General features: G+C 70.0%; 26 protein-coding genes. 11 read left to right on the plus strand and 15 right to left on the minus strand.

Going from position 1 to position 21,032, the window contains the following annotated elements:
• The first annotated feature begins 44 nt into the window (after positions 1-44).
• Positions 45-1,064 (plus strand): Gfo/Idh/MocA family protein, encoded by a 1,020-nt coding sequence (locus tag ACZ5CR_RS25830; protein ID WP_468861395.1) that lies wholly within the window; start codon positions 45-47, stop codon positions 1,062-1,064.
• Between the two features lie 174 nt (positions 1,065-1,238).
• On the opposite strand, the gene ACZ5CR_RS25835 is transcribed toward ACZ5CR_RS25830, so the two are convergent.
• On the minus strand, positions 1,239-2,231 hold the full coding sequence (locus tag ACZ5CR_RS25835; protein ID WP_468861397.1) for an NADP-dependent oxidoreductase: 993 nt from the start codon (positions 2,229-2,231) through the stop codon (positions 1,239-1,241).
• Between the two features lie 69 nt (positions 2,232-2,300).
• Here ACZ5CR_RS25835 and ACZ5CR_RS25840 point away from each other — a divergent pair, with 69 nt between their 5' ends.
• On the plus strand, positions 2,301-3,287 hold the full coding sequence (locus ACZ5CR_RS25840; protein ID WP_468861399.1) for a GlxA family transcriptional regulator: 987 nt from the start codon (positions 2,301-2,303) through the stop codon (positions 3,285-3,287).
• 130 nt (positions 3,288-3,417) lie between these two features.
• A complete protein-coding gene (locus ACZ5CR_RS25845) occupies positions 3,418-3,582 on the plus strand; it encodes a hypothetical protein (protein WP_389907530.1) in 165 nt (54 codons plus the stop codon).
• Positions 3,583-3,835: 253 nt separating this feature from the next.
• Here the strand turns inward: ACZ5CR_RS25845 and ACZ5CR_RS25850 are convergent, their stop codons facing one another.
• A complete protein-coding gene (locus tag ACZ5CR_RS25850) occupies positions 3,836-4,228 on the minus strand; it encodes a TOBE domain-containing protein (RefSeq protein WP_468861400.1) in 393 nt (130 codons plus the stop codon).
• Positions 4,229-4,304: 76 nt separating this feature from the next.
• On the opposite strand from ACZ5CR_RS25850, the gene ACZ5CR_RS25855 reads away from it, so the two are divergent.
• A complete protein-coding gene (locus ACZ5CR_RS25855; protein ID WP_468861402.1) occupies positions 4,305-4,460 on the plus strand; it encodes a hypothetical protein in 156 nt (51 codons plus the stop codon).
• A gap of 157 nt (positions 4,461-4,617) precedes the next feature.
• Positions 4,618-5,034 (plus strand): TOBE domain-containing protein, encoded by a 417-nt coding sequence (locus ACZ5CR_RS25860; protein ID WP_468861403.1) that lies wholly within the window; start codon positions 4,618-4,620, stop codon positions 5,032-5,034.
• 20 nt (positions 5,035-5,054) lie between these two features.
• Here the strand turns inward: ACZ5CR_RS25860 and ACZ5CR_RS25865 are convergent, their stop codons facing one another.
• The gene (locus ACZ5CR_RS25865; protein ID WP_468861405.1) at positions 5,055-5,819 is read right to left on the minus strand and encodes an NAD(P)-binding domain-containing protein; all 765 of its coding nucleotides are present in this window, start codon (positions 5,817-5,819) and stop codon (positions 5,055-5,057) included.
• Positions 5,820-5,933: 114 nt separating this feature from the next.
• On the minus strand, positions 5,934-6,896 hold the full coding sequence (locus ACZ5CR_RS25870; RefSeq protein WP_468861407.1) for an alpha/beta hydrolase: 963 nt from the start codon (positions 6,894-6,896) through the stop codon (positions 5,934-5,936).
• An 84-nt stretch (positions 6,897-6,980) separates the two neighbouring features.
• Between ACZ5CR_RS25870 and ACZ5CR_RS25875 the strand changes: the two genes are divergently transcribed.
• Together ACZ5CR_RS25875 and ACZ5CR_RS25880 are read left to right on the plus strand one after the other, a co-directional pair.
• Positions 6,981-7,556: a TetR/AcrR family transcriptional regulator gene (locus ACZ5CR_RS25875; protein ID WP_468861408.1), complete on the plus strand. Its 576-nt coding sequence runs from the start codon at positions 6,981-6,983 to the stop codon at positions 7,554-7,556.
• Between the two features lie 451 nt (positions 7,557-8,007).
• Complete coding sequence (locus ACZ5CR_RS25880) at positions 8,008-9,159, plus strand: hypothetical protein (protein ID WP_468861410.1); 1,152 nt, start codon at positions 8,008-8,010, stop codon at positions 9,157-9,159.
• 62 nt (positions 9,160-9,221) lie between these two features.
• Here the strand turns inward: ACZ5CR_RS25880 and ACZ5CR_RS25885 are convergent, their stop codons facing one another.
• A complete protein-coding gene (locus ACZ5CR_RS25885) occupies positions 9,222-9,848 on the minus strand; it encodes a TetR/AcrR family transcriptional regulator (protein WP_468861412.1) in 627 nt (208 codons plus the stop codon).
• Between the two features lie 127 nt (positions 9,849-9,975).
• Here ACZ5CR_RS25885 and ACZ5CR_RS25890 point away from each other — a divergent pair, with 127 nt between their 5' ends.
• From ACZ5CR_RS25890 to ACZ5CR_RS25900, 3 genes are all read left to right on the plus strand, one after another.
• The gene (locus tag ACZ5CR_RS25890; RefSeq protein ID WP_468861414.1) at positions 9,976-11,433 is read left to right on the plus strand and encodes an amidase; all 1,458 of its coding nucleotides are present in this window, start codon (positions 9,976-9,978) and stop codon (positions 11,431-11,433) included.
• A gap of 184 nt (positions 11,434-11,617) precedes the next feature.
• Positions 11,618-12,025: a RidA family protein gene (locus tag ACZ5CR_RS25895; protein WP_468861416.1), complete on the plus strand. Its 408-nt coding sequence runs from the start codon at positions 11,618-11,620 to the stop codon at positions 12,023-12,025.
• Between the two features lie 218 nt (positions 12,026-12,243).
• Positions 12,244-12,831: a hypothetical protein gene (locus tag ACZ5CR_RS25900; protein WP_468861418.1), complete on the plus strand. Its 588-nt coding sequence runs from the start codon at positions 12,244-12,246 to the stop codon at positions 12,829-12,831.
• Between the two features lie 28 nt (positions 12,832-12,859).
• Here the strand turns inward: ACZ5CR_RS25900 and ACZ5CR_RS25905 are convergent, their stop codons facing one another.
• The 9 genes from ACZ5CR_RS25905 to ACZ5CR_RS25945 form a co-directional block, all read right to left on the minus strand.
• Entirely contained in the window at positions 12,860-13,612 is a 753-nt protein-coding gene (locus ACZ5CR_RS25905) for a FadR/GntR family transcriptional regulator (RefSeq protein WP_468861420.1), read from the minus strand.
• 17 nt (positions 13,613-13,629) lie between these two features.
• A complete protein-coding gene (gene denD, locus ACZ5CR_RS25910; protein WP_468861422.1) occupies positions 13,630-14,700 on the minus strand; it encodes a D-erythronate dehydrogenase in 1,071 nt (356 codons plus the stop codon).
• On the minus strand, positions 14,697-15,518 hold the full coding sequence (otnI, locus tag ACZ5CR_RS25915; protein WP_468861423.1) for a 2-oxo-tetronate isomerase: 822 nt from the start codon (positions 15,516-15,518) through the stop codon (positions 14,697-14,699). Before otnI ends, denD begins: the two co-directional genes overlap by 4 nt.
• A gap of 91 nt (positions 15,519-15,609) precedes the next feature.
• On the minus strand, positions 15,610-16,167 hold the full coding sequence (locus ACZ5CR_RS25920) for an NAD(P)-dependent oxidoreductase (protein WP_468861425.1): 558 nt from the start codon (positions 16,165-16,167) through the stop codon (positions 15,610-15,612).
• 163 nt (positions 16,168-16,330) lie between these two features.
• Entirely contained in the window at positions 16,331-16,981 is a 651-nt protein-coding gene (locus ACZ5CR_RS25925; protein ID WP_468861427.1) for a dienelactone hydrolase family protein, read from the minus strand.
• 67 nt (positions 16,982-17,048) lie between these two features.
• On the minus strand, positions 17,049-17,873 hold the full coding sequence (locus ACZ5CR_RS25930; RefSeq protein ID WP_468861429.1) for a cytochrome c oxidase assembly protein: 825 nt from the start codon (positions 17,871-17,873) through the stop codon (positions 17,049-17,051).
• Positions 17,870-18,292: a DUF2243 domain-containing protein gene (locus ACZ5CR_RS25935; RefSeq protein ID WP_468861431.1), complete on the minus strand. Its 423-nt coding sequence runs from the start codon at positions 18,290-18,292 to the stop codon at positions 17,870-17,872. The genes ACZ5CR_RS25930 and ACZ5CR_RS25935 overlap by 4 nt, the downstream gene beginning before the upstream one ends.
• 173 nt (positions 18,293-18,465) lie before the next feature.
• The gene (locus tag ACZ5CR_RS25940) at positions 18,466-18,843 is read right to left on the minus strand and encodes a toxin Doc (protein WP_453540016.1); all 378 of its coding nucleotides are present in this window, start codon (positions 18,841-18,843) and stop codon (positions 18,466-18,468) included.
• Positions 18,843-19,082, minus strand: coding sequence for a hypothetical protein (locus tag ACZ5CR_RS25945; RefSeq protein WP_363212908.1), 240 nt, complete (start codon positions 19,080-19,082; stop codon positions 18,843-18,845). Before ACZ5CR_RS25945 ends, ACZ5CR_RS25940 begins: the two co-directional genes overlap by 1 nt.
• A 78-nt stretch (positions 19,083-19,160) precedes the next feature.
• On the opposite strand from ACZ5CR_RS25945, the gene ACZ5CR_RS25950 reads away from it, so the two are divergent.
• Complete coding sequence (locus tag ACZ5CR_RS25950; RefSeq protein WP_468861434.1) at positions 19,161-19,517, plus strand: hypothetical protein; 357 nt, start codon at positions 19,161-19,163, stop codon at positions 19,515-19,517.
• 118 nt (positions 19,518-19,635) lie between these two features.
• On the opposite strand, the gene ACZ5CR_RS25955 is transcribed toward ACZ5CR_RS25950, so the two are convergent.
• Positions 19,636-20,964: an aspartate aminotransferase family protein gene (locus ACZ5CR_RS25955; protein WP_468861437.1), complete on the minus strand. Its 1,329-nt coding sequence runs from the start codon at positions 20,962-20,964 to the stop codon at positions 19,636-19,638.
• Positions 20,965-21,032 lie beyond the last annotated feature (68 nt).

Here is a 21,032-nt window from a genome sequence, read left to right on the forward strand (position 1 = left end):
GAGGTGCGGGGGAGTCCTGCACCAGGAGGGGAGACAGCACACTCATGCCAAGTGAGCGAGAACTCGGTGTGGCCGTCGTCGGCACCGGGAAGATGGGCGCCGACCATGTACGCCGTCTCCATGACGTCATCAGCGGAGCGCGGGTGACAGCCGTCGTCGACATCGAGGCGGACCGGGCGAAGTCCCTCGCCGCCACGATCGACGGGTGCACGGCCTACACCGAGACGGCGTCCGCCCTCGCGTCGCAAGAAGTGGATGCCGTACTCATCGCCTCTCCCGGCCCCGCGCACGAGTCGGCCCTGGTCGAAGCCCTCGGCCGCGATCTGCCGGTGCTGTGCGAGAAGCCGATGACTCCGGACACGGCTTCCGCCCTGCGGATCCTGGAGGCGGAGCAGCGGCTCGGGCGTCGGCGCATCCAAGTGGGCTTCATGCGGCGCTACGACGCCGAGTACGTCAAGCTCAAAAGGCTCATCGAGAGCGGTGAGCTGGGCGCGGCCCTGATGCTGCACCAACGGCATCGCAATCTGGCGATGCCGCCGGCCTTCACCGACGAGATGCTCATCACCAGCTCGGTCTCCCACGAGGTGGACGCGACGCGCTGGCTGCTCGATCAGGAGATCACGGCTGTCACCGTGCACAAGCCGACGGCGTCGTCGCTCGCCCCGTCCGGCATGAACGACCCGCAGTTCGTTCTCTTCGAGACCACGTCGGGCGCGCTCGTCGACGTGGAGATCTTCGGGCACTGCGGTTACGGCTACCAGGTGCAGGCCGAGGCGGTCTGCGAGCGTGGCACCGTACGCATCGGGGACGAACAAGGGCCCCGAATCAGTGCCGACGGCCGCTGGGGAGGCGGCGTCCCTCCGGACTACGTCGAGCGTTTCGAGGATGCCTACGACCGCGAGGTGCAGGCCTGGGTGGACGCCACCCGCAGGGGCGAGATCACAGGACCGAGCGCCTGGGACGGCTACGCGGCCGCGGCCGTGTGCGAGGCGGGCGTGGTGTCCCAACGGGAGGGCGGGCGCACCGAGGTCGAGCTGGTCGAGCGACCCGCGTTCTACGCGTAGAGGGGGGGGGGGGGGGGGGGGGGGGGGGGGGGGGGGGGGGGGGGGGGGGGGGCCTGGGGGGGGGGGGGGAAGGGGGGTGGGGAGGGGGAGGAGCACCCTTTGGTGCGGGGGGGGGGGGGGGGGGCCGCGGCCCCCCCCCCCCCCCCCCCCCCCCCCCCCCCCCCTGTGCCGTCCCTACGGGCGGACCGTGAGCACCAGCTTCCCCGTGACGCGCCCCGTCTCGCCCTCCGCGTGCGCCTTGGCGGCCTCGGCGAGCGCGTACGTGCCCGAGACGTGGGCCCGGAGTTGTCCGGACTCCACGAGCTCCGCGATCGCGGCCATGCCCGCCTGGTCGTGCTCCACCAGCATGTCGGTGGCCCGCACGTTCAACTCGGCCGCGCGCGCGGTCACGTCATCGAAGTCGCCCGGCAGGATCGACACCAGGATGCCGCCAGGACGCAGCACCTCCAGGGAGCGCAGCCGGTCATCGCCGCCCAGCGGGTCGAGGACCACGTCGATGTCGCGGGCCTCCTGCACGAAGTCGGCGGTGCGGTAGTCGATGACCTCGTCAGCGCCGAGTCCGCGTACGAAGTCGTGCTTGGCGGCAGAGGCCGTGCCGATGACGTACGCGCCGCGCGCCTTGGCGATCTGCACCGCGACATGGCCCACGCCACCGGCCGCCGCGTGCACCAACACTCGCTGTCCGGCCTCGACCTCGGCGTTGTCGACGAGGGCCTGCCAGGCGGTCAGCGCCACCAGCGGAAGCGCGCCCGCCTCGACGTGGCTCAGCCCGGCGGGCCTGGGCACGAAAGCGCGGGTGGGCCCGGTCACGTACTCGGCGTGCGAACCGGCCCCGTAGGGGTAGGGCAGCATCCCGAACACCTCGTCGCCCGGCTTGAACAGCGAGACGCCGATGCCGACCGCCTCGACGACGCCCGACACGTCCCACCCGAGCGTGAACGGCGGCTTGCCGAGGAAGGCGCCGAACCTGCGGTGCTTCCAGTCGGTCGGGTTCACGCCCGCGGCGTGCACGGCGACGAGGATCTGGCCGACGCCGGGCTTCGGGCGCGCGACCTCGACCTCCTCCAGTACGTCGGGGTCGCCCAGGGTGTCCTGGCTGATCGCCTTCATGGTCGGCTCGGTCGGCTCGGTCGGTTCTGCGGGCTGAGAAGTGGTGTCGGTGGTCATGGATCCAGCGTGCGGCAAGGGCCTGACCTCGGCAATGGCAAGATTGCCATTAAGCGATAAGATCGTGCCATGGCCTCGATGGAATTCCTGCCCGACCGCCCGCACCGCGTGGTCGTTCTCGCGCTCGACGGCGTGTACCCCTTCGAGCTCGGCATCCCGAACCGGGTCTTCCCGTTGGTCCCAGGGGCGTACGAGGTGGTGACCTGCTCGGCGACCGACGACCGCACGGTGGCCACCGACGCCGACTTCACCATCACGGTCGGGCATGGCCCCGAGGCGCTGGAGAGCGCGGACACGGTGGTCCTGCCGCCTTACGATCTGCGACGCGTCACCGCCGAACTTCCGGAGCCGGTGCGCGCCGCGCTCGCCCGGATCAGGCCCGGCACGCGACTCGTCTCCATCTGCACGGGGGCCTTCACGCTCGCCGCCGCCGGTCTGCTGGACGGGCGGCCCGCGACGACGCACTGGGCGCTCGCGGACCACTTCCGGCGGATGTTTCCGCACGTCCCCCTGGACCCCGACGTGCTGTTCGTCGACGACGGTGACGTGCTGACCTCCGCGGGCGCGGCCTCCGGGGTCGACGTGTGCCTGCACGTGGTGCGCTCCGACCACGGCAGCGCGGTCGCCAACCGGGTCGCCCGGCACTGTGTCGTGCCGCCGTGGCGGGAGGGCGGCCAGGCCCAGTACATCGAGCAGCCGATCCCGGACGAGGGTGCCACCGGCACCGCCGCCACCCGCGCCTGGGCCCTGGGGCGCCTCGACCGGCCGCTCGCCCTGCGGGAGTTGGCCGCGCACGCCCGGATGAGCCCACGCACGTTCGCGCGCCGCTTCCAGGAGGAGACGGGCGTGAGTCCCGGCCGGTGGCTGATCCAGCAGCGGGTGCACCGGGCACGGCATCTGCTGGAGTCCAGCGATCTGCCGGTCGACCGGGTCGCGGCGGAGGTCGGATTCGCCACCGGGACGTCGCTGCGGCAGCACCTGCAGGCGGCTATCGGGGTGTCGCCGCAGATGTATCGGAAGACGTTCCAGGCGGGTGCGGCGGCCGGTGGCACCTAGGGGCCACCGGCCGAGGGGTTGAGGGGCTGAGGGGTCCGGCAGTACATGTATCGGCCAGCTTTCCCGAGTGGGGGTGCACTGGAATGGTTACCGCACGCAAAGGTGCGTGCACAAAGAGTAAGGAACGATCATGGGTAACCGTCAGTCCCCCCAGGACAAGAGCCGCGCCCGCCGCGAGCAGGAGCGCAACAAGCAGAAGCCCCAGCGGCCGGACGAGCAGGCAGACGTCGAGAGGGGCGAGCGGAACCAGCGCCCGGAGCCCGGTGCCAAGCCGGCCGGCGACATGGACTTCTAGGCCTGACGGGCCTGACAGCGGCGCCTCACCACCTCTGACGGGGCGGTGGGGCGCCGCAGTCGTTCCCAGTGAAGGGCGAGACGTACGAGACGTACGAGACGTACGGGATGCACGAGAAGCACGAAAGAAGCGGAGCGGGTCACGGAGCGTTCACTCGGTCCATGATTTCGACTCGTGGGAGAACCGGTGGCGGTCCGGGCGCACCTACGGGGGCACGATCGCTTGGCCGCCCGGTGCACTGGTCCGAGAGGAGTCAGGTCCGGTCGATATGTACGTTGGTCGACTTCACGCGGGCGGTGGCCTCCATGCCGACTTCAAGGCCCAGCTCTTCCACGGCCTCCCGGGTCAGGAGCGAGACGAGCCGGTGCGGCCCCGCCTGGATCTCGACCTGGGCCGCGATGTCGCCGAGCTTCACGGCGGTCACGATGCCAGGGAAGGCGTTGCGGACCGAGGTGTAGGAACTGTCGTCCTCGCCGTCGTTCTTGGCGAGCTCGACCGAGAAGGCTGCCAGATCCCGCCCGTCGATAAGTCGACGTCCGCCATCATCACGATGGGTGGCCACGCGCCCGGCATCGGCCCACCGGCGTGCGGTGTCCGGACTCACGCCGAGGAGGCGGGCCGCCTGCCCGATTGTGTAACGCTGCATACGCGCAAGGGTAGAGGCGCTTTCCTTGCATATGCAAGGAAATTCGGCCACTTTGCTTCGCAAATGCCATGGGGCAGTGACGTGGGGGATCCTCGCGGCGGCGCGCGGCATCGCTGTCGGAGCCTATCGAACGACCGCTCAACTGCCCGGCCGCTGGGGCGTGCGGCCGGTGCGGTCGTCGAACGATGGCGACCCCGCTGCCGCCGAGGCGAAGGTCCCGAACAGCTCGTGACTTCCGGGTTCGTCCGATCTGCCAGGTGTTCCGGCCGACAGCCTTGTGGATGCGACCACCCTCCGTCGTGGGCCCGTTTCGGGGCATTAACGTGTGAATCACCGCAGGCGAACAGCCTGACAAATCAGCACTAGATCTCCCTGTGAGGCGAGTCTTCATGAGTCTGAGCATCCGCAATCAGATCGCCGGAACCGTCACCGCCGTCACCCCGGGCGAGGTCATGGCGACCGTCAAGGTCCGTCTCGACGGCGGCCAGGACGTCACCGCCGCGATCACCCTTGAGGCCGTCAAGGAGCTCGGTCTCGCTGAGGGCTCCGCGGTCAAGGCCCTCGTGAAGTCCACGGAGGTCTCGCTGGCGACGGGCCCGGTCGCGGGCCTGTCCATCCGTAACCAGATCCCCGGCACCGTCACCGACGTCGCCACCGGTGGTGCCATGGCTGCCGTGAAGGTCTCCGTTCAGGGCGGCGAACTGACCGCTGCCATCACCAAGGACGCCGTCGCCGACCTGAAGCTGACCTCCGGCTCCTCCGTCGTCGCCCTGATCAAGTCGACCGAGATCTCCCTCGCTGTCTGATTCCGATTCCGGCCGGCTGCCTACAGATCGGCGAGGAGACCGTCGAGCGCCTTGTTGAGGGCTTCGGAGTTGGCCGGTCCGAACCACGTGGTGCGGATGCGTTCGTTGTTTCCGTTCGGCGTCTCGTGGTCGGCGGCGAGCTGGTGCAGCGAGCGGGTCTCGTCGCTCAAGGCGCGGCCGACGCCCTGGAAGAGGCTGCGAACGTAGCTGTCCGCGTCGGCGGCGGCCACGCCGTGGCCGATGGCCCACGACGTGAGCGTGGCGAGGTACGAGTAGTGCGTGGTCAGCGTCCCCGTCAGCGCGGAGAAGACGTTGAAGGCCGCCTCGTCCGCCACTGGCTGGACCCCGCCGAGACGCTCGAAGAGCGCGTCCACCACCGGGTGGGAGGGGAACGTCACCGTGACGGAGCGGCGTTCGCGTACGGAGGGAAGCGGGATCGCCCGTACCAACACCGCTTCGGTGGCAAGCAGTTGGCGCAGGTCGTCGTTGGCGACGCCGGCCATTACGTTGACCACGGTCTTGTCGTCGGCCACCTTCAGGCCGGCCAGTGCTTCGTGCCGGTCCGGTGCGCGTACGGCGATGATCACCACCTCGGAGCGGTCCACCACCTCCTGATTGTCGGCGCACACCTGTACGCCCTCGTGGCGCGAGGACAGTTCGGCGGCCGTGCGGGCTCCCCGGGGAGAGAGGAACACCTCTGGCGACTCGCCGCCGCCCCCGTCGCACAGCCCCGTCACGATGGCCCTGCCGATCTCGCCCACTCCGATGACACCGATGCGCTTCACTGCGTCTCCTCCATGATCCGTGCCGGTCGCGTTCGTTTCTGTAGCAGTGTCACCGCTACGAGGGCCAGCGGACAGGGAGTTGTCCCGGCTCAGCCCAGCGTCGCCCAGGTCGTCTCACTCGGTGAGGGAGGCTCGGAGGAACTCCAGGATCTCCGCCCGCGCGGGCTCGGCCTGCTGTTCCATGCCCGGCACGCTGAGGAACGCGTGCCCGGCTCCCGGGTATTCGGAGAGTCGCGCTTGCGTCCCGGCTGCTTGCAGTCGTTCGGCGTAGCGGCGGCCGTGATCGGCTATCGGGTCGAATGTCGGCACCACTACGAGCGCCGGTGCCAGCCCGTTCAGATGGTCGGCGTACAGCGGCGAGAGCGTGCGAGGGTCGGTTTCCGGTGCGACTGCGAGCCGTTGGAACAGTTGCAGCTGCGGCACGGCGAGGGTCGGGGTGCGGGCGTACTCGGCGATGGAGGCGTGGTCGAGCATCGTCTCGGTCACGTCCACAGCGGGGTTGACCAGTACCTGCGCCCGGAGGTGCAGGCCGGACTCCTTGGCGCGGATCGCTGCCAGGGCGTTGATCAACCCGCCGCAGCTCTCGCCGAAAACGGCGGTCCGCGCCGGGTCGATGCCCCACCGCGCGGCATGCTGCACGACGTGCTGGAGCACGTCCCAGCCGTCGTCGACGGCCGCCGACAGCGGAGTCTCCTGGTCGAGGAGGCGGTGCTCGACCGAGACGACGACGGCGGGCAGTTGAGCGGCCAGGTGACTGTTCACCCAGTCGCTCTGCACCGCCGTGCCCGCGAACCCTCCTCCGTGTATGTGCAGCACGAGGGGCAGGTCGGCCCGGTCGGCACCCCGGCCGTCGAGTCCGGGTGAGGGCCGGTACACCCGGACCGGCAGCTCACGGCCGGGCAGCGTCACCTTCCGCCACTGGATCGCGGCGCCGGGATCCGGATCCCCGAGTATCGCCCGCGCCGCGGTGGACGCCCGGAAGCGGTTCTCCGCGTCGCGGTAGGTGCGCAGCTCTTCGGGCGTTATCGCCGACCAGTTCGGCTCCGGCGGCCGCTCCACAGCAGTGACCTCGCTCATGGCTTCTCCTTGTCCAGTGGCCCAGATAGTTTCGCGACCTCAGGTATCGATACTCAAGGTAGCGGAAACAGGTATCGTATGGATATGGCTTCGACCACATCCGCCAGACCGCCCGGTCGTCCGCGAGCCGGCGTCAACACCAAGGTGTTCGCCGCCACGTTGAGCACGGTCGACGATCTCGGCTACGCGCGCGCAACCGTCGAGCGCATCGCTGCCGCGGCCGGCGTCGCGAAGTCGACGGTCTATCGGCGCTGGCCCTCGAAGGGCGCGCTGATCGTGGACTGCCTCCTGGACGCGTTCGGCCCGGCGCCGTTGACGGGCACCAGTCGCGCCGAACTCATGTCCTCAACGATCCGCTGGGTCGCGGCGACGATCGCCGAGCCCGGGGTGGGCGATGCGTTCGCCGGCGTGTTCAGCGACGCCGTGAGCGACCCGGCCCTGCGCGAGATCCTGTCCTCACGGTTGCAGGACCCGTACCGGCTCGCGCTCCAGGACGCGCTCGGAGAGCCGGAGCACCGGATCCTGTTCTTCATCGACGTCGTGGTCGGCGTCTTGCTCCACCGGATGGGCATGACCGGCGAGCCGATGGTCGATGCCGACGTCGACGCACTGGTCGAGATGGTCCTGCCGCACTTCGCCGATGATCCCGGCGGGGCGTAGTTCCGGATCAGGTCATGGTTGCCTGCGCCTGCAGTGCCGACATGGGGTGGTCGGGGTGGGGCAGGTGCGTCGGCAGGGCGGGCCGTGCGGCTGGTACGGGGTACCGGTCGAGCGGACAAACCGTTGGCGCAGGCGTCGTTGCTGTTGCCGGCGGCCGCAGAGCTCCGGAGGAGGCGCCGCCGCGAACCGCTGGGCGCAGTGGGACGGCACTCGCTGGTCCGCGATGCCGAGCCCGCCGCCGGGCAAGGTCGAGGACTTCCGCCGATTCAGTGTTCCCGGCGTCCGGAAGACGAGACCGGCCCCCTTTGACCTGTGATGGTGGTGTAGGAGTGACTTGCTGCTTCTGCATGCTTTCCGTCCGGCAACGGTGAAACCGTGGGCGGGGTACCGCTTCCATTGCCAGGTCCACGGTCCATACTGGTCGGGCCCTGACCACTCACAGAACGACTTTATGGCCAAGAAAAGCACCTCACCGACCACCGTCCCCGACACCGCGTGGCTGGGGCGCGGGCGCCACCTCGGGCCCGAGCCCGAGCAGGACGTCCGACGCAACCTGATCGCCCTCAAGGCGGCCGGGGTGCTCGACGACTTCCTGGACCTCGACCCCGTCGAGGCGGCCCGCTCCACCGTCCTGCACCCGCGGGACGAGTCCGCCGACCCCGGTCCGTCGGCCCGCCGTCTCTTCGAGGCCCGCTGGCGCGTGGCCGACGACGTCACGGTGCGCGCGCAGCTGACGCTGTACGACCCCGAGGCCCGCCGCAAGGAGAGCGAAGGTGTCACCTGGGTCCTCGCCGCCGAGGCGGAGCGGGCGTGGGACGCGCGCTGGCCTTCTCCCGCCCTCATGTTCTGGCCCGACAGTGAACGGGTCCCCTGGGACCACGACACGGTGCCGGGCGTGCGCCTGCGGACGACGAACTACCTGCCGAAGGCCGACGACGAGCTGCGCCACCGGCTGCGGGACGTCACCCGGCAGAGCTGGTCCATCCATATCGTGGTGCACGAGGCGATGACGCCGGACGCGATAGGCCAGAAGCCGATCTCGAGCTTCCTGCCGCCGAGCCTGAGGCACAGGGTGGTCGAGCACCGGGGCACGCCGGAGCAGGCGCAGATCGCCGACTTCGCGATGAAGCGGGAGCTGAGCGTGCGGATGCCGCGCGGCGGCGGTGTCATCCTGCCCACGGCGCCGCAGAGTCCGGATTACGACGCGGAGCGCTTCACGGTACGCAGTGTCTTCCTGGACGGCTCTGAACCGGCCGAATTCCTCGACAGGATCAAGGAGTTCGCCGCACTGCCACGGCCGCTGCCGACGGAGGCCGAGCGGGCCCTGACACAGCTGCGCCAGGGCTGGCACCTGCTGACCCCGGACGAGGAGCTGACCCACGCCCAGTCCATGGTCACCAGATACGCGGAGGCTCTCGAAGCCATGACGAACTCCCGCGATCTGTACCAGCAGGCGGCTGAGGCGGCACAGGCCGCGCTGGCCGAGGTGACCGGTGGTGACGGTGTGCCCAGGCCGGGCACGGCGGGGGCGACCAAGGCGGACGGTTCGCCGCTGAGCGCCCTCACGAAGGCGTTCGGCCGCTTCCGGGACCCGAACAAGTAGGGCGGCCGACGTCTTGCCTCCCTTGGTGAGACGTCGTCGTCCGGACTCCACGACCTGTGCGGTCAGTCCGTCGTCGCCCGGGACGGAGCGAGGTCGGCGCGGTGCCGATCCACGATCCCCTCGACGATCTTCAGTAGCCGGTCACCCACCTGATCGATGCTCCCGTTGTGCGTGCTGACCTGTGCGCCTTCGAGTACGAAGGTGATCTCGGCCGCGGTCTGCTCGGGGTCCGCGAGACCGGCCTCGGTGCACATGCCGACCAGCCTGCGGGTCTGGAGCGCCTTGTGCGCCTCGATCACCTGCCGTGCCGGGTGGGAACGGTCGGGCAGCTCGGCGATGGAGTTGATGAACGGGCAGCCCCGGTGTGAGATCGCGGGCAGCCCCTCGGCGATGAAGCGGGCCAGGCCCAGGATCTGCTCTCTGGGACGGCCTGGGTACTCGGCCTCGACCCGGTCGAACGCCGCCTGATAATCGGCGGCGACGATGCGCAGCCACTCCGCGACGAGCGCGTCCTTGGTCTCGAAGTGCCGGTAGATCGCCATTTTGGTGGTCTCGGCCTTCTCGGCGATCGCCTGGACGCCCACCCGCCGGATCCCCTCGCTCTGAAAGAGCTCTTCCGCCGCGTCGAGAATGCGCTCACGAGGCGGCAGTTTCGCCACCCTGCTCGGCCTGCTTGCAGTCGATGCCATGTCTGCTCCGTGGCGTCCGGTCGATTGTGGGGCTCTCACCACCTGCTACGGTACCAGTCCGTTCCGAACGATACCGATCGGTATCGTTCGGAACTTGACGGTATCTTTTCTTCCTTCGGGAGTGACAGTGAGAATTGCCGAATACGTGAGCTTCGACGCGGTCGGGCTCGCGGATCTTGTGGCCAGAGGCGAAGTGACCCCCGCCGAACTGGAAGCAGCCGCACGCGAGGCCGCGCAGGTGGTCAACCCGCGGATCAACGCCATCGTGGAGACATGGCCGGCCGATGACGAGCCCCGCCCCGGCAGCACACCGCTGGCCGGGGTCCCTTTCCTGATCAAGGACATCGCGGTCGCCATGGCGGGGAAGCGGATGGAGCTGGGCAGCCGCCTCGCGGTCGGCAACGTCTCCGGCGCCGACTCTTCGCTCATGGTGCGCTTCCGCCGTGCCGGACTCGTGACGTTCGGGCGTACGACGACACCGGAGATGGCCTACAGCACCACGACGGAACCAGAGCTGTACGGCGCGACCCGCAACCCGTGGGACCTGACACGCAGCGCGGGCGGATCCAGCGGAGGCGCGGGCGCGGCCGTCGCTGCCGGGGTGGTCCCGATCGCGCACGCCACCGACGCGGCGGGCTCGATCCGCATACCCGCCGCCTACAACGGCCTGTTCGGGTTGAAGCCCACCCGTGGCCGGGTCTCCGTGGGCCCCTACTTCGACGAGATCTTCAACGGCCTGGCCGTGCACGGCAGCGTCAGCCGCACGGTCCGCGACAGTGCGGTGCTGCTCGACCAGATCCGCGGCCCGGAACCGGGGGACCCCTACTTCGCCCAGGAGCCGTCCCGGCCGTACGCGGAGGAAGTCACCCGCCACCCGGGCTCACTGCGGATCGGTGTCCTCACCCACGCGTGGGGCGGACACCGCACCGCCGCACCGGTTGTCGACGCGCTCTCCCGCACCATGCGGCTACTCGAATCCCTCGGCCATCGTGTGGAGGAGGTCACGGTCGATCTCGGAGCCGACTGGGAGGAGTTCGTGCTGGCCAACGCCCGCCAGTGGACGGCGAATCTCACGGCCTCGGTCGACGAGCTGGCAGCCGCCTTCGGCCGGCCCGTCGACTCCTCGACCCTCGAGCCGCCCGTCCTTGCCGGTTACCACTACGGACAGCGGGTCAGCGGCGCCCAGTTCGTCGACGCGCTCGCGATCCGGAACCGGGTGGCTCGAAGCCTGGCACGGTACTTCGACGCTCACGACGTGCTGCTCACTCCGACCTTGCCGGAGCTGCCCGTGCCTCTGGGCACACACGCCGAGGGTGTGGAGACACTGGACGGCCTCGGCTGGCTTCGCCGCCTCTTCGACCTCTCGCCGTTCACCGCGGCGTTCAACGTGTCGGGCACGCCCGCCATGTCCGTGCCGGTGACGGCCGACGCCGAGACCGGGCTCCCGATCGGTATGCAGTTCGCCGCCGGATACGGGCTCGAAGACCGCCTCTTCCGCCTCGCCGGGCAACTCGAACAAGCATGCCCGTGGTCGGGCCGAACTCCTGCCGTGTGGGCAGGGAATCACGCGGCCCGCCAGGAGTGAGCCCCTGAGCTCCTTGGTCACCGTACGGTGCCCCAGTCACCGCAAAGTGCGTTCTTCCACGTCAGTGGCCACTTCCCTAGGGTTTCCCAGTAACTCCCGGAGACCACGAGCGTCTTGGCCGGGTGGACGCGCGCCCGCAGGCTCTCAGGACAGCGCGGGCTCTCATGACAAGGAGACGGGCAACATGGCCATCACTCTGGTGAATCCCGACGGGTTGCCGAAAATCGATGCCTACCGGCAGGTGTCCATCGCGACGGGGTCGAAGCTGGTGTTCATCGCCGGACAGGTCGCTTGGGACGCCGAGGGGGTCACGGTCGGCGAAGGTGACCTCGCCGCTCAGGTCGAGCAGTGCTACCTCAATGTCGCCACCGCCCTTGCGGGGGCCGGGGGTTCCTTCGACGAGGTGGCGAAGCTGACCGTGTACGTCGTCGACTGGACCCCCGACAAGATGGCCCTCTTCGGGGAGGGAGTAGCCCGGGCGGCCGCGAAGCTGGGGGTCACTCCGGTACCGCCGGGCACGCTGGTGGGCGTGGCGGCATTGGATGTGCCCGACCATCTGGTGGAGGTCGAGGCCACCGCGGTCATCGACTGAACAAGCGTCCTCCACCTGGAGACCTGGAGACCTGGAGACCTGGAGGCACTGGGGGCACGAGGGCCTTTCTGTTGGTGTAGACGTCGCAATCCACACCGAACCGGAATGCCCTCACCTGTTTCAAGATCCCTCAGCCGAGACCTGCCTCACCCGTCCACAACCTCCCGGGACAGAACAGCTAGGCCTTGACTCACCGCGGCCCAGGAGAAGAGCTGTTGATGACATTCCGACTGCACATGGGAAAGGCGGCGCTTCGTACCCTCGCCGAGTTCCCCGACGAGCTGACCTCCGAGATCTACGCGGTCACGTTCCGGATCGACAGCGTCGACCAGGACCCGAGGTTCCCGTACCTGGCGATCGGCTACAACACCGAGACCGAGGTGGCCCGGGTGCTCGCGGAGGAGAGCGGGTCGGAGCCGTGGGAGGCACGCTGGAACTACGCCTACTTCCCGCCGTCAGGGCTGGAAGGCGTCCGCGCCGTCGGCCACGATCCCGTACGCGATCCGGTCGGCACCGAGCTGCACCGGCGGGAAGCGGTGGCGCAAGGCCTCTGGTACGAGGACGAGGACGACCTCTCCGAGCAGGAGCAGGACGAGCGCGGCGAACAGCTGGCGGAACAGTTCCACGAGCTCTGCGTCGACCTGGCGCGCCGACTCCACACGGACGGCACGCTCGTCAGCGCCCTCGGGCGGCCTCTGCCGGTGATCCTCTACGACATGTTCGACCCCGACGAGATGTTCGCCCTGACCCGCGCCGCCAACCCGCCCGAACTGGTCACGGAGTTCCTGAGCGAGGAGCCCGCGTGACAGCGGGTCCCATCGAGCCGATGTCACCTCACGGCGCCGAGTCCAGGTCCACCTTGAGGTCGTCCGTCTCCGTCCAGAAGCCCTCGTCCGCGTCCTGGAGGCGGGACGCGGCGTGCTTCATGTGGCGGCGTACGGCGCTGCGGGCCGCCTCCGTGTCGCCCGACTCGATGGCCGTCAGGATGGCGTGGTGCTCCACCCGTACCGCCTCGATGAAATCGTTGCGCCGTGCCTCGTTGGCCCGTGTGACGCGGATGCCGCCGCGCATGACCTCGCCCAGATACCGCACGGTCGAGACCATCACCGCGTTGCCGGTCGACTCGGCGATCGACTGATGGAACGCCAGGTCCTCGTCCACGCCGTCACCGCCGGCCGCGACCGCCTCGTCGATCGCGGCCAGGGACCGCCGCATCCGGGTGACGTCGTCCGGTGTGGCCCTGGTGGCCGCAAGGGAGGCCGCCTCGCCCTCCATGGCGCGGCGGACCTCCACGATCTGCAGCACCTTGGACTTGGTGCCGGAGTACTCGGCCTCCAGGTCGAGCGGCCGGGTGCGCCGGGGCATGACGAACACGCCCCGGCCCTGGCGCGGTTCGACCAGGCCCGCGTTGCGCAGCCGGGAGACGGCCTCGCGGATCACGGTGCGGCTGACGCCCAGCTGCTTGACCAACTCGACCTCGGTCGGCAGCTTGTCGCCCTCGGCGAGACGTCCGGACTCGATCTCCTCCGAGAGGATCGCGGCGACCCGGTCCGCTAGCCGAATGGGGCCACTCACCTTGGAGAACATGCTCGTCAGTCTATCCGTCAGGGCCTGATCGCCCCGGCTGAGGGCAGGGGGCCGGCCGTTACGGCTTCGGGGTGCTCATCGGCGTATGCCCGGATGATCGACTCGAAGCTTTCGTCGGGCCGGAGGCCGAGCGCCGTGGCGCGCGCGTTGTCGAAGACCGCGGGCCACGAGCCGACGATGGCCTCGACGGCGGAGTCGGGTGCGACCGTCACCAGGTCGGCGACGGCATCACCGGCCACCCGGCGCAGCGTGTCGAGCATGTCGGCGACCGTCGTCGTCAGCGCCGGCAGATTGACCGGAAGCCCGCCCTGGAGATCGCCGGGTCCGCTGCCGCGCTCGGCCTCGGCGATGCGCAGGATGCCCTCGACGGTGCGCCGCGGCGAGGCAAGGGCGACCCGCAGGTCCGGGCTGACCGGGCAGGTGGCAGGCAGGCCGGCGAGGGGTTCGCGGACGATGCCGGACAGGAAGCCGGAGGCGGCCGCGTTGGGCTTGCCCGGCCGCACCGAGACGGTCATCAGGCGCGCCACGCGGCCGTCGACGAAGCCCCGGCGCGTGTACTCGGCGACCAGCTGTTCGCAGACCCGCTTCTGCGTCCCGTAGCTGGACTGCGGCGCGGGCAGCGTCGACTCGCTGACCACGGGCGGCAGCGGCAGCGCGGGGTCCGAGCCGTAGACCGCGACGCTGCTGGAGAACACCAACCGGGGTATGGGCCCGCCGGTGGCCGCCTGTGCGCGGGCCGCGTCGAGCAGCGCGCGGGTGGTGTCCAGGTTGGCGCTCATGCCGAGGTCGAAGTCGGCCTCGCACTCGGACGAGACCGCGGAGGCCAGGTGGATCAGAACGTCCACCGGCTGCGCGAAGATCTCGTCGAGGCGCTCGCTCAGATCGCCCTGGACGACGTCCACCACGGGGTATCCCCTGCTCGAAGAGCTTGGGGAAGGATCGGCCGTCACCGGCGCCGCGGCGGGCACGAACCGGTCGGCGAGCACCAGCCGGTCGATGGGCGCCCTGCATAGGGTCCGCCGCTTCAGCAAGGCGTCGGCGACCTGCCGTCCCAGGAAGCCGAAGCCACCGGTGATGACGATCCTCATGCGCGTTCTCCTCGGTGGTTCCCCGGCCAGGGGGAGTTCTTGAGCCAGCCGAGCCCCTCGCTCGTACCGGCCCGGGGGATGTACTCGCAGCCGATCCACCCGTCGAAGCCCAGCTCGTCGACGACGTCGAACAGGTGGCGGACGTCGAGTTCGCCCCGATCGGGCTCGTGGCGGTCGGGCACGCCCGCGATCTGCAGATGACCGACGCGACCGGTGGGCAGGTCGCGGCGCAGCGTCGTGGTGAGGTCGCCCTCCACGATCTGGCAGTGGTACAGGTCGAGCTGCACCTTGAGGTTCGATGCGCCCACCTCCCGCACGATCGCGTGCGCCTCGGCCTGCCGGTGCAGGAAGTAGCCCGGCATGTCACGGCCGTTGATCGGCTCGATCAGGAGGTCGACGTCCACGGCTGCGGCCTGTTCGGCGGCCCAGGCCAGGTTGGCCAGGTAGGTGTCGCGGTGCGCGGCCCGCTGGGTGGGTGTCGCGTCCGGCGGCACGATGCCGGCCATCACGTGCACTTGGCCGCAGCCGAGCACCGCGGCGTACTCCAGCGCCCGTTCGATCCCGGAGCGGATCTCGGCTTCGCGGCCGGGGAGCGAGGCGATGCCCCGCTCTCCGGAATCCCAGGCGCCGGGCGGCGCGTTGAACAGCACCTGCCGCAGGCCCTGGTCGTCGAGCCGGCGGCGCAGCTCTTCGGGTTCGTAGGCGTAGGGGAAGAGGTACTCGACGGCCTCGAAGCCGTCCGCCGACGCCGCGGCGAAACGGTCGAGGAAGTCGTGCTCGGTGTACATCATGGACAGGTTCGCGGCGAACCTCGGCATGCTCGCTCCTGCTGTGGTGGGGCCGGTACCGGACCGGGTCATCGGTTGACGACATCCTTCTTGGTGGTCAGCACGGCCGCCGCGCCGACGACTAGACGGTGCTGCTCATGGCCTCGAGCACTGGATCGGCGATCGCGTACGCGGTGGGGGCGCCCGAGGTCATCATGGTGAGCTCACCGCTCGCGGCCCGCGCGGAACCCCCGGATACGGGAGCGTCCAGATAGAGCAGACCGCGCTCGGCCAGACGCCGCTCGAGCTCGGCGGACCAGGTGGGGTCGGCCGTGGAGCACATGACGTAGACGGAGCCCGGGTGAAGGCGCTCGGCCGCGCCGTCGGCGCCGAACAGGACCGACTCGACCTGCGCCGCGTTGACCACGACGCCGACCAGGACGTCGACGGAGGCCGCCAGTTCACCGGCGGAGGCGAAGGCGGTGCCACCGTCGTCGGCGAAGGCGGAGGCCACATCGGGGCGCAGATCATGCACACCCACATCGAAGCCCGCGTCCCGCAGACTTCGCGCCATGCCAAGGCCCATGGCCCCGAGACCCACCACGCCCACGCGCGGCTGCCCCGGCCTGTCCTGGTCGTTCATGCCCATCCTCGTCTCGCTGTGCCGTGCGTCCGGGGTGCGGCCCGGACGGCTCTCCATCCGAGCGGCGATCAGGTCATATGATGACCTGAGGATGTGGCGTGGCGCGCTGTGATGCCGGTCACATGCCGGTCGCATGTCGGTCGCATGTCGGTCACGTGTCGAGAGAGGGGCGTGGGCACCGGCCGCCGCCCCCGCCGTGCGGGAGCGCCGACCGGGGCGCTCAGTGCTGCACGTGCCCCATGCCGGTGAACCACCGGGCCGACACGGCGGCGACCTCGTCCAGTGCTCCCGCGTCCTCGAAGAGATGTGTGGCATCGGGGATCACGCGCAGCCGGCTCAGGACACGCAGCCGGTTGGCCGCTTGCCGGTTGATCCGCAGTGCCTCGATGTCGCGCCCTCCTGCGAGCAGCAGGACCGGCGCGCACACCTGGCCGAGCACCTCGTCACCGGCCAGGTCGAGACGGCCGTCGGGGCAGACGACCGTGTCCACGAGGCCGGGCCTGGCGGCCGCGGCGCCGAGCGCGGCCGCCGCTCCCGTGCTCGCACCGAACAAGCCGAGCGGCAGATCGGCGGCGCGGGCGGCGAGCCAGTCCACGGACGCGATCAGCCGGTGCGTCAGCAGATCGATGTCGCAGCGGTCTCGACCGTTCTCCCTGTCCGCTGCGGCTTCGTCGGCGGTGAACAGGTCGATGAGCAGTGTCCCGAGTTCGGCGTCGTGCAGGACGTCGGCCACGGCCTGGCTGCGGGGGCTGTGCCGGGAACTGTCGCTGCCGTGGGCGAGGACCGCGACGCCGAACGCCGTGTCCGGCACGGTCAGTTCACCGGTGAGCGCCCCCTCGCCGTCGGGCACGGTGATGGTTTCGAACAGCATGGGACCTCCGGGTTCCGGGGACGGGCGCGCGCCGGGTACCCCGCGTGGCCCGCACTACGCGGTGGTGTCATGGAGCGTGCTGACGGGGCGGCAGGAGAGCCTTCCCGCCCCACGGCCGACCTGGTGTCCCGGTGTCCGCATCGGGGGCGCACCGGGCCCGCCGTCCAAGGGCCCGGCCCCCGGCCGCGTACCACTGGTGCCCGAGCAGCACGGCCATGGCGATGCCGATCACGTCCCCGCCGTAGTACATGACGTACGACGCGAGGTGCAGGTCGGCCGTGGCGTAGGAGGTGCCGGGCGGCCCCGTGGCGTACAGCGACTTGGCCAGAATTCCGTGCGCGGCCGACGCGGCGAGGAGGGCGCCGCCCCGCAGCGCGTACCCGGCACGGTGGCGCAGCGGGTCCAGGGCGAGGACGGCGAAGGTGAACAGCACGCCGGAGGCCAGAAGATGCACGCTGATCAGTGTGTGCGGCCACGGCCGGTGGTGCCCGGCGGCAAGGAGCGGCGTGCGGTACACCGCCCACAGGCCCGCGATGTGCACGAGCGCGGCCAGCGGTGGCCACACGAGCAGGGCCGCCGGTCGGGAACGTACACAGGAGAGAAGCCGCCGCCGTGGGCCCACCGGCAGTGCGCGAAGCGCCAGCGTCACGGGTCGGCCGAGCACGAACAGGAGAGGGGCGATCATCCCCGTGCCCAGATGGGCGGCCATGTGCCCGGTGAACGGCGGCCACCCGCCCCACGGAGCGGCGAGCGAGGTGACGAGCACCGCGCCGCCCACGCAGAACGCCGCGTCACGCCGGTGCGGCCACCGATCGCCGCGCCGGCGCAGCCGCCGGGCCGCCATCGCATAGCCGAGACAGGCTGTGGCCAGGATCAGCACCACAGGCGTCATCGGCGGGCCCGCACGAGGAGCAGCGCGCCGGCGAGCAGGAACAGCACGGCGATCACGTTCCAGGTCCAGTCGTACGGTGCGAGATCCACGCCGTAGCGGATCTGGTGCAGCTCGAGCGCCTTGTGCTGGAACGTGCCGTCGTACAGCTGAAAGCCGCCCAGCCCCAGACACAGGCCCGACCACCAGGCGGTGAGCTGCCGGGCACCCCGGCGCCACAGATCCGCGTACAGGAACAGGCCCGCCACCATCGCCAGCCAGCCGAAAGCGTGGAAGATCCCGTCGGAGACCAGGCCGGCGTCGCTCGATGCCTTGTCGTAGAAGTGGTGCCAGTGCAGCAACTGGTGGAACACCATCTCGTCGACGAACGCCGCAAGCCCTACGCCGACCAGTGCACCGGAGAGCAGGGACGGCCCCCTCACCGGTCCTGTCCCCGCTCCAGAGGGAAACGTTGCTGTTCAGGGGGGTGGAACGTCATCCGAGCCTCCTCGGCGTCCAGCGGAAAGCGGGAGAGCGAGGCGCGGGTACCCGCGAAGCGGAATGTCAGTCCGCAGCGTCGCGCGATTGCGCCACACGGCACACGGTGAAGGCCGGGTCAGACTTTCCAGGACCTGAGCTGGTCGGCGACGGCGTAGACATTGACGCGGCTGTCGCGGATCTTCCGGATGAGGTCGGAGAGCGCTCCGTAGGGCGGATCGATGCCCTCGCCGGACTGGTCCATGTACTGGGCGGCCACGAACGCCGCGTACAGGCTGTTGCGGTAAGGCAGTGGCTCCAGGCGCACGATGGTGTGCAGCAGGGCCGCTGCGCGCCAGGCGGCGTCAGGGTCGGCGGACTCCAGGGTCGGCAGCTTCGTCTTGTGACGTGCGACGGCGGCGACCAGCGCGGAGTAGTCCGAAACCGTCATGTCCTCGGGGGCGACGGCGAACTCCTGGACGTCCAGGAGCCAGGAGACGTCTACGTACAGAACCATCAGGCGGCCGCGGACCCCTCGTGACGCGCGGAGGGCGGAATCTCCTCGGGGTTGGCCGCGTCGAACTCGGCCCGCAGCCGGTCGGCCCATGCGGAGGCGCCCGCGACGAACTTCTGGCGCTCCATTTCACGGACTCCAAGGTCGTGCAGGTACTGCTTGAGGCTCTTGCCCTCGGCTGCCGCGGCCGCGCGGACACCCTTGAGCTCCTCGTCGGTGAAAGTCACGTTCAGAGACGGCATGCCTCAACGGTACCAACTAGGTACCTGATGGGGGAGTGCCTTCCGAGTCCGATCACTGTTCGGCCGGGAAGCACCGTGATGTTCACCGGCGATTCGATCACCGACTGCCAACGGCTGGCGAGCGAGGACGGTCTCGGTTTCGGCTTCCCGCTGCGCGTCGCGGCGTTCCTCCTGCCGATCCACGGCGTCATCGAGGCCGGTGCCGCACTCATCGGAGAGAAAGAGCGAAAGGAATGGCGCACCGACCTGGACCCGAAGATCCAGGCTGTGCGCGAGCTCGCCCGCGAGTACGGCGCGCACCTGATCGCCGCGGACGACATGTTCGCCGAACTCGCCGCGAGGACCGGGCCGGAGTACTGGGCCGCGGACGGAGTACACCCGACCCCGGCCGGTCACGCCGCACTCGCGGAGGCCTGGCTGCGCCTGGTCGCGTGACCGGACGTCCTGACCGGCGGCCGAGTGAGGGGGCAACTTTCCCTACGCCGTAACAGAGCGGGAGCGGTGTAGCCCACTTTCCTCACGTGGCGGGAAGGTGCCGCGGTGAGCCTGCGTCTCAGAGCGCGGCGCGGGCTTCGCCGATCGCCTGGTCCAGAATCGTCAGGCCGAGCGAAAGCTCGTCCTCGGTGGCGGTCAGTGGGGGTGCCATCCGCAGGACGCCGCCCATGCCGGGGAGTTGGACGATGTTCATGTGCAGGCCGAGTTCGAGGCAGCGCCTGGTGACCTGCCCACCCAGCTCGGCCGAGCTCTGCTTCGTCTCGCGGTCGACGACGAGTTCGAGCCCGGCCAGCAGGCCCCGGCCACGGATGTCGCCGACGACCGCGTGCCGCGTGGCGATGTCCCTCAGGCCGTGGTGGAGGAACGCGCCGAGCGAACGCGCCCGCTCGTCGAGCCGGTCGCCGATCAGGACGTCGAGGACGGTGTTGCCGACCGCGGCCACCAGCGGGTCGGCGACGTGCGTGGTGAAGAACAGGAACCCGCGCTCGTACGCCTCCTGCTCGATCTCGGCGCTGGTCACCACCGCCGCAAGGGGCAGGCCCGCGCCCAGCGTCTTCGACAGCGTGAGGATGTCGGGAACGACACCGTCGCGCTCGAACGCGTACCAGGTCCCGGTGCGGCACAGGCCGGTCTGGGCCTCGTCGAGGATCAACAGCATGCCGCGCTCCCGGCATTTGGCCTGCAGGGCCGCGAAATACCCGACGGGCGGCTCGATGATTCCGCCGGAGCTGAGGATTGGTTCGACGAGGCACGCGGCCAGGCTGCCGGTCGACTGGGCGTCGATCAGGTCGAAGGCGAAGTCCAGCTGACGGCGCCAGTCCAGCGAACCGTCCTCCGCCGTGAAGTCGGGCCGGTACGTGTTCGGCACGGGGATGGCGAAGTTGCCCGGCGCGCCAGGACCATAACCCTTGCGTCCCGCGCTGTAGGTGGCGGACGCGGCGGCCTGCGTCATGCCGTGCCAGGACCGCGCGAACGAGACGATCTCGTGCTTGCCGGTGACGAGCTTGGCCATCCGGATCGCGGCCTCGTTGGACTCGGCGCCGGTCGTCAGGAGCAGCGCCTTCTCCAGCGGTGCGGGCAACGTGGCGGAGAGCCGTCGGGCGAGGTCGACCACCGGGCGGCTGAGCATGCCGCTGAAGAGATGGTCGAGGGTCGCCACCTGCCGTTGGACGGTCGCGACGATCTCCGGGTGCGAGTGGCCGAGGATCGCGCTCATCTGGCCAGAGGTGAAGTCGAGGATCTTGCGGCCGTCCGCGGTGAACAGGAAACTCCCGGCGGCACGGTCGATGATCTCGCGGGTGAACTCGCCGCCGTAGCGCACGAGATGCTTCTCGCTGTCGGACCAGAAGGTTTCGGCGGACGGAAGGTCGCTGGTCGAAGTGGTCATGTCGCCGACGGTAGGCGGCGGTTGAGCGACACGTCCATCTCACTAATCCGGCTTTCCTGTTCGGCAGA

Source organism: Streptomyces sp. NPDC031274 (genome assembly GCF_055570235.1).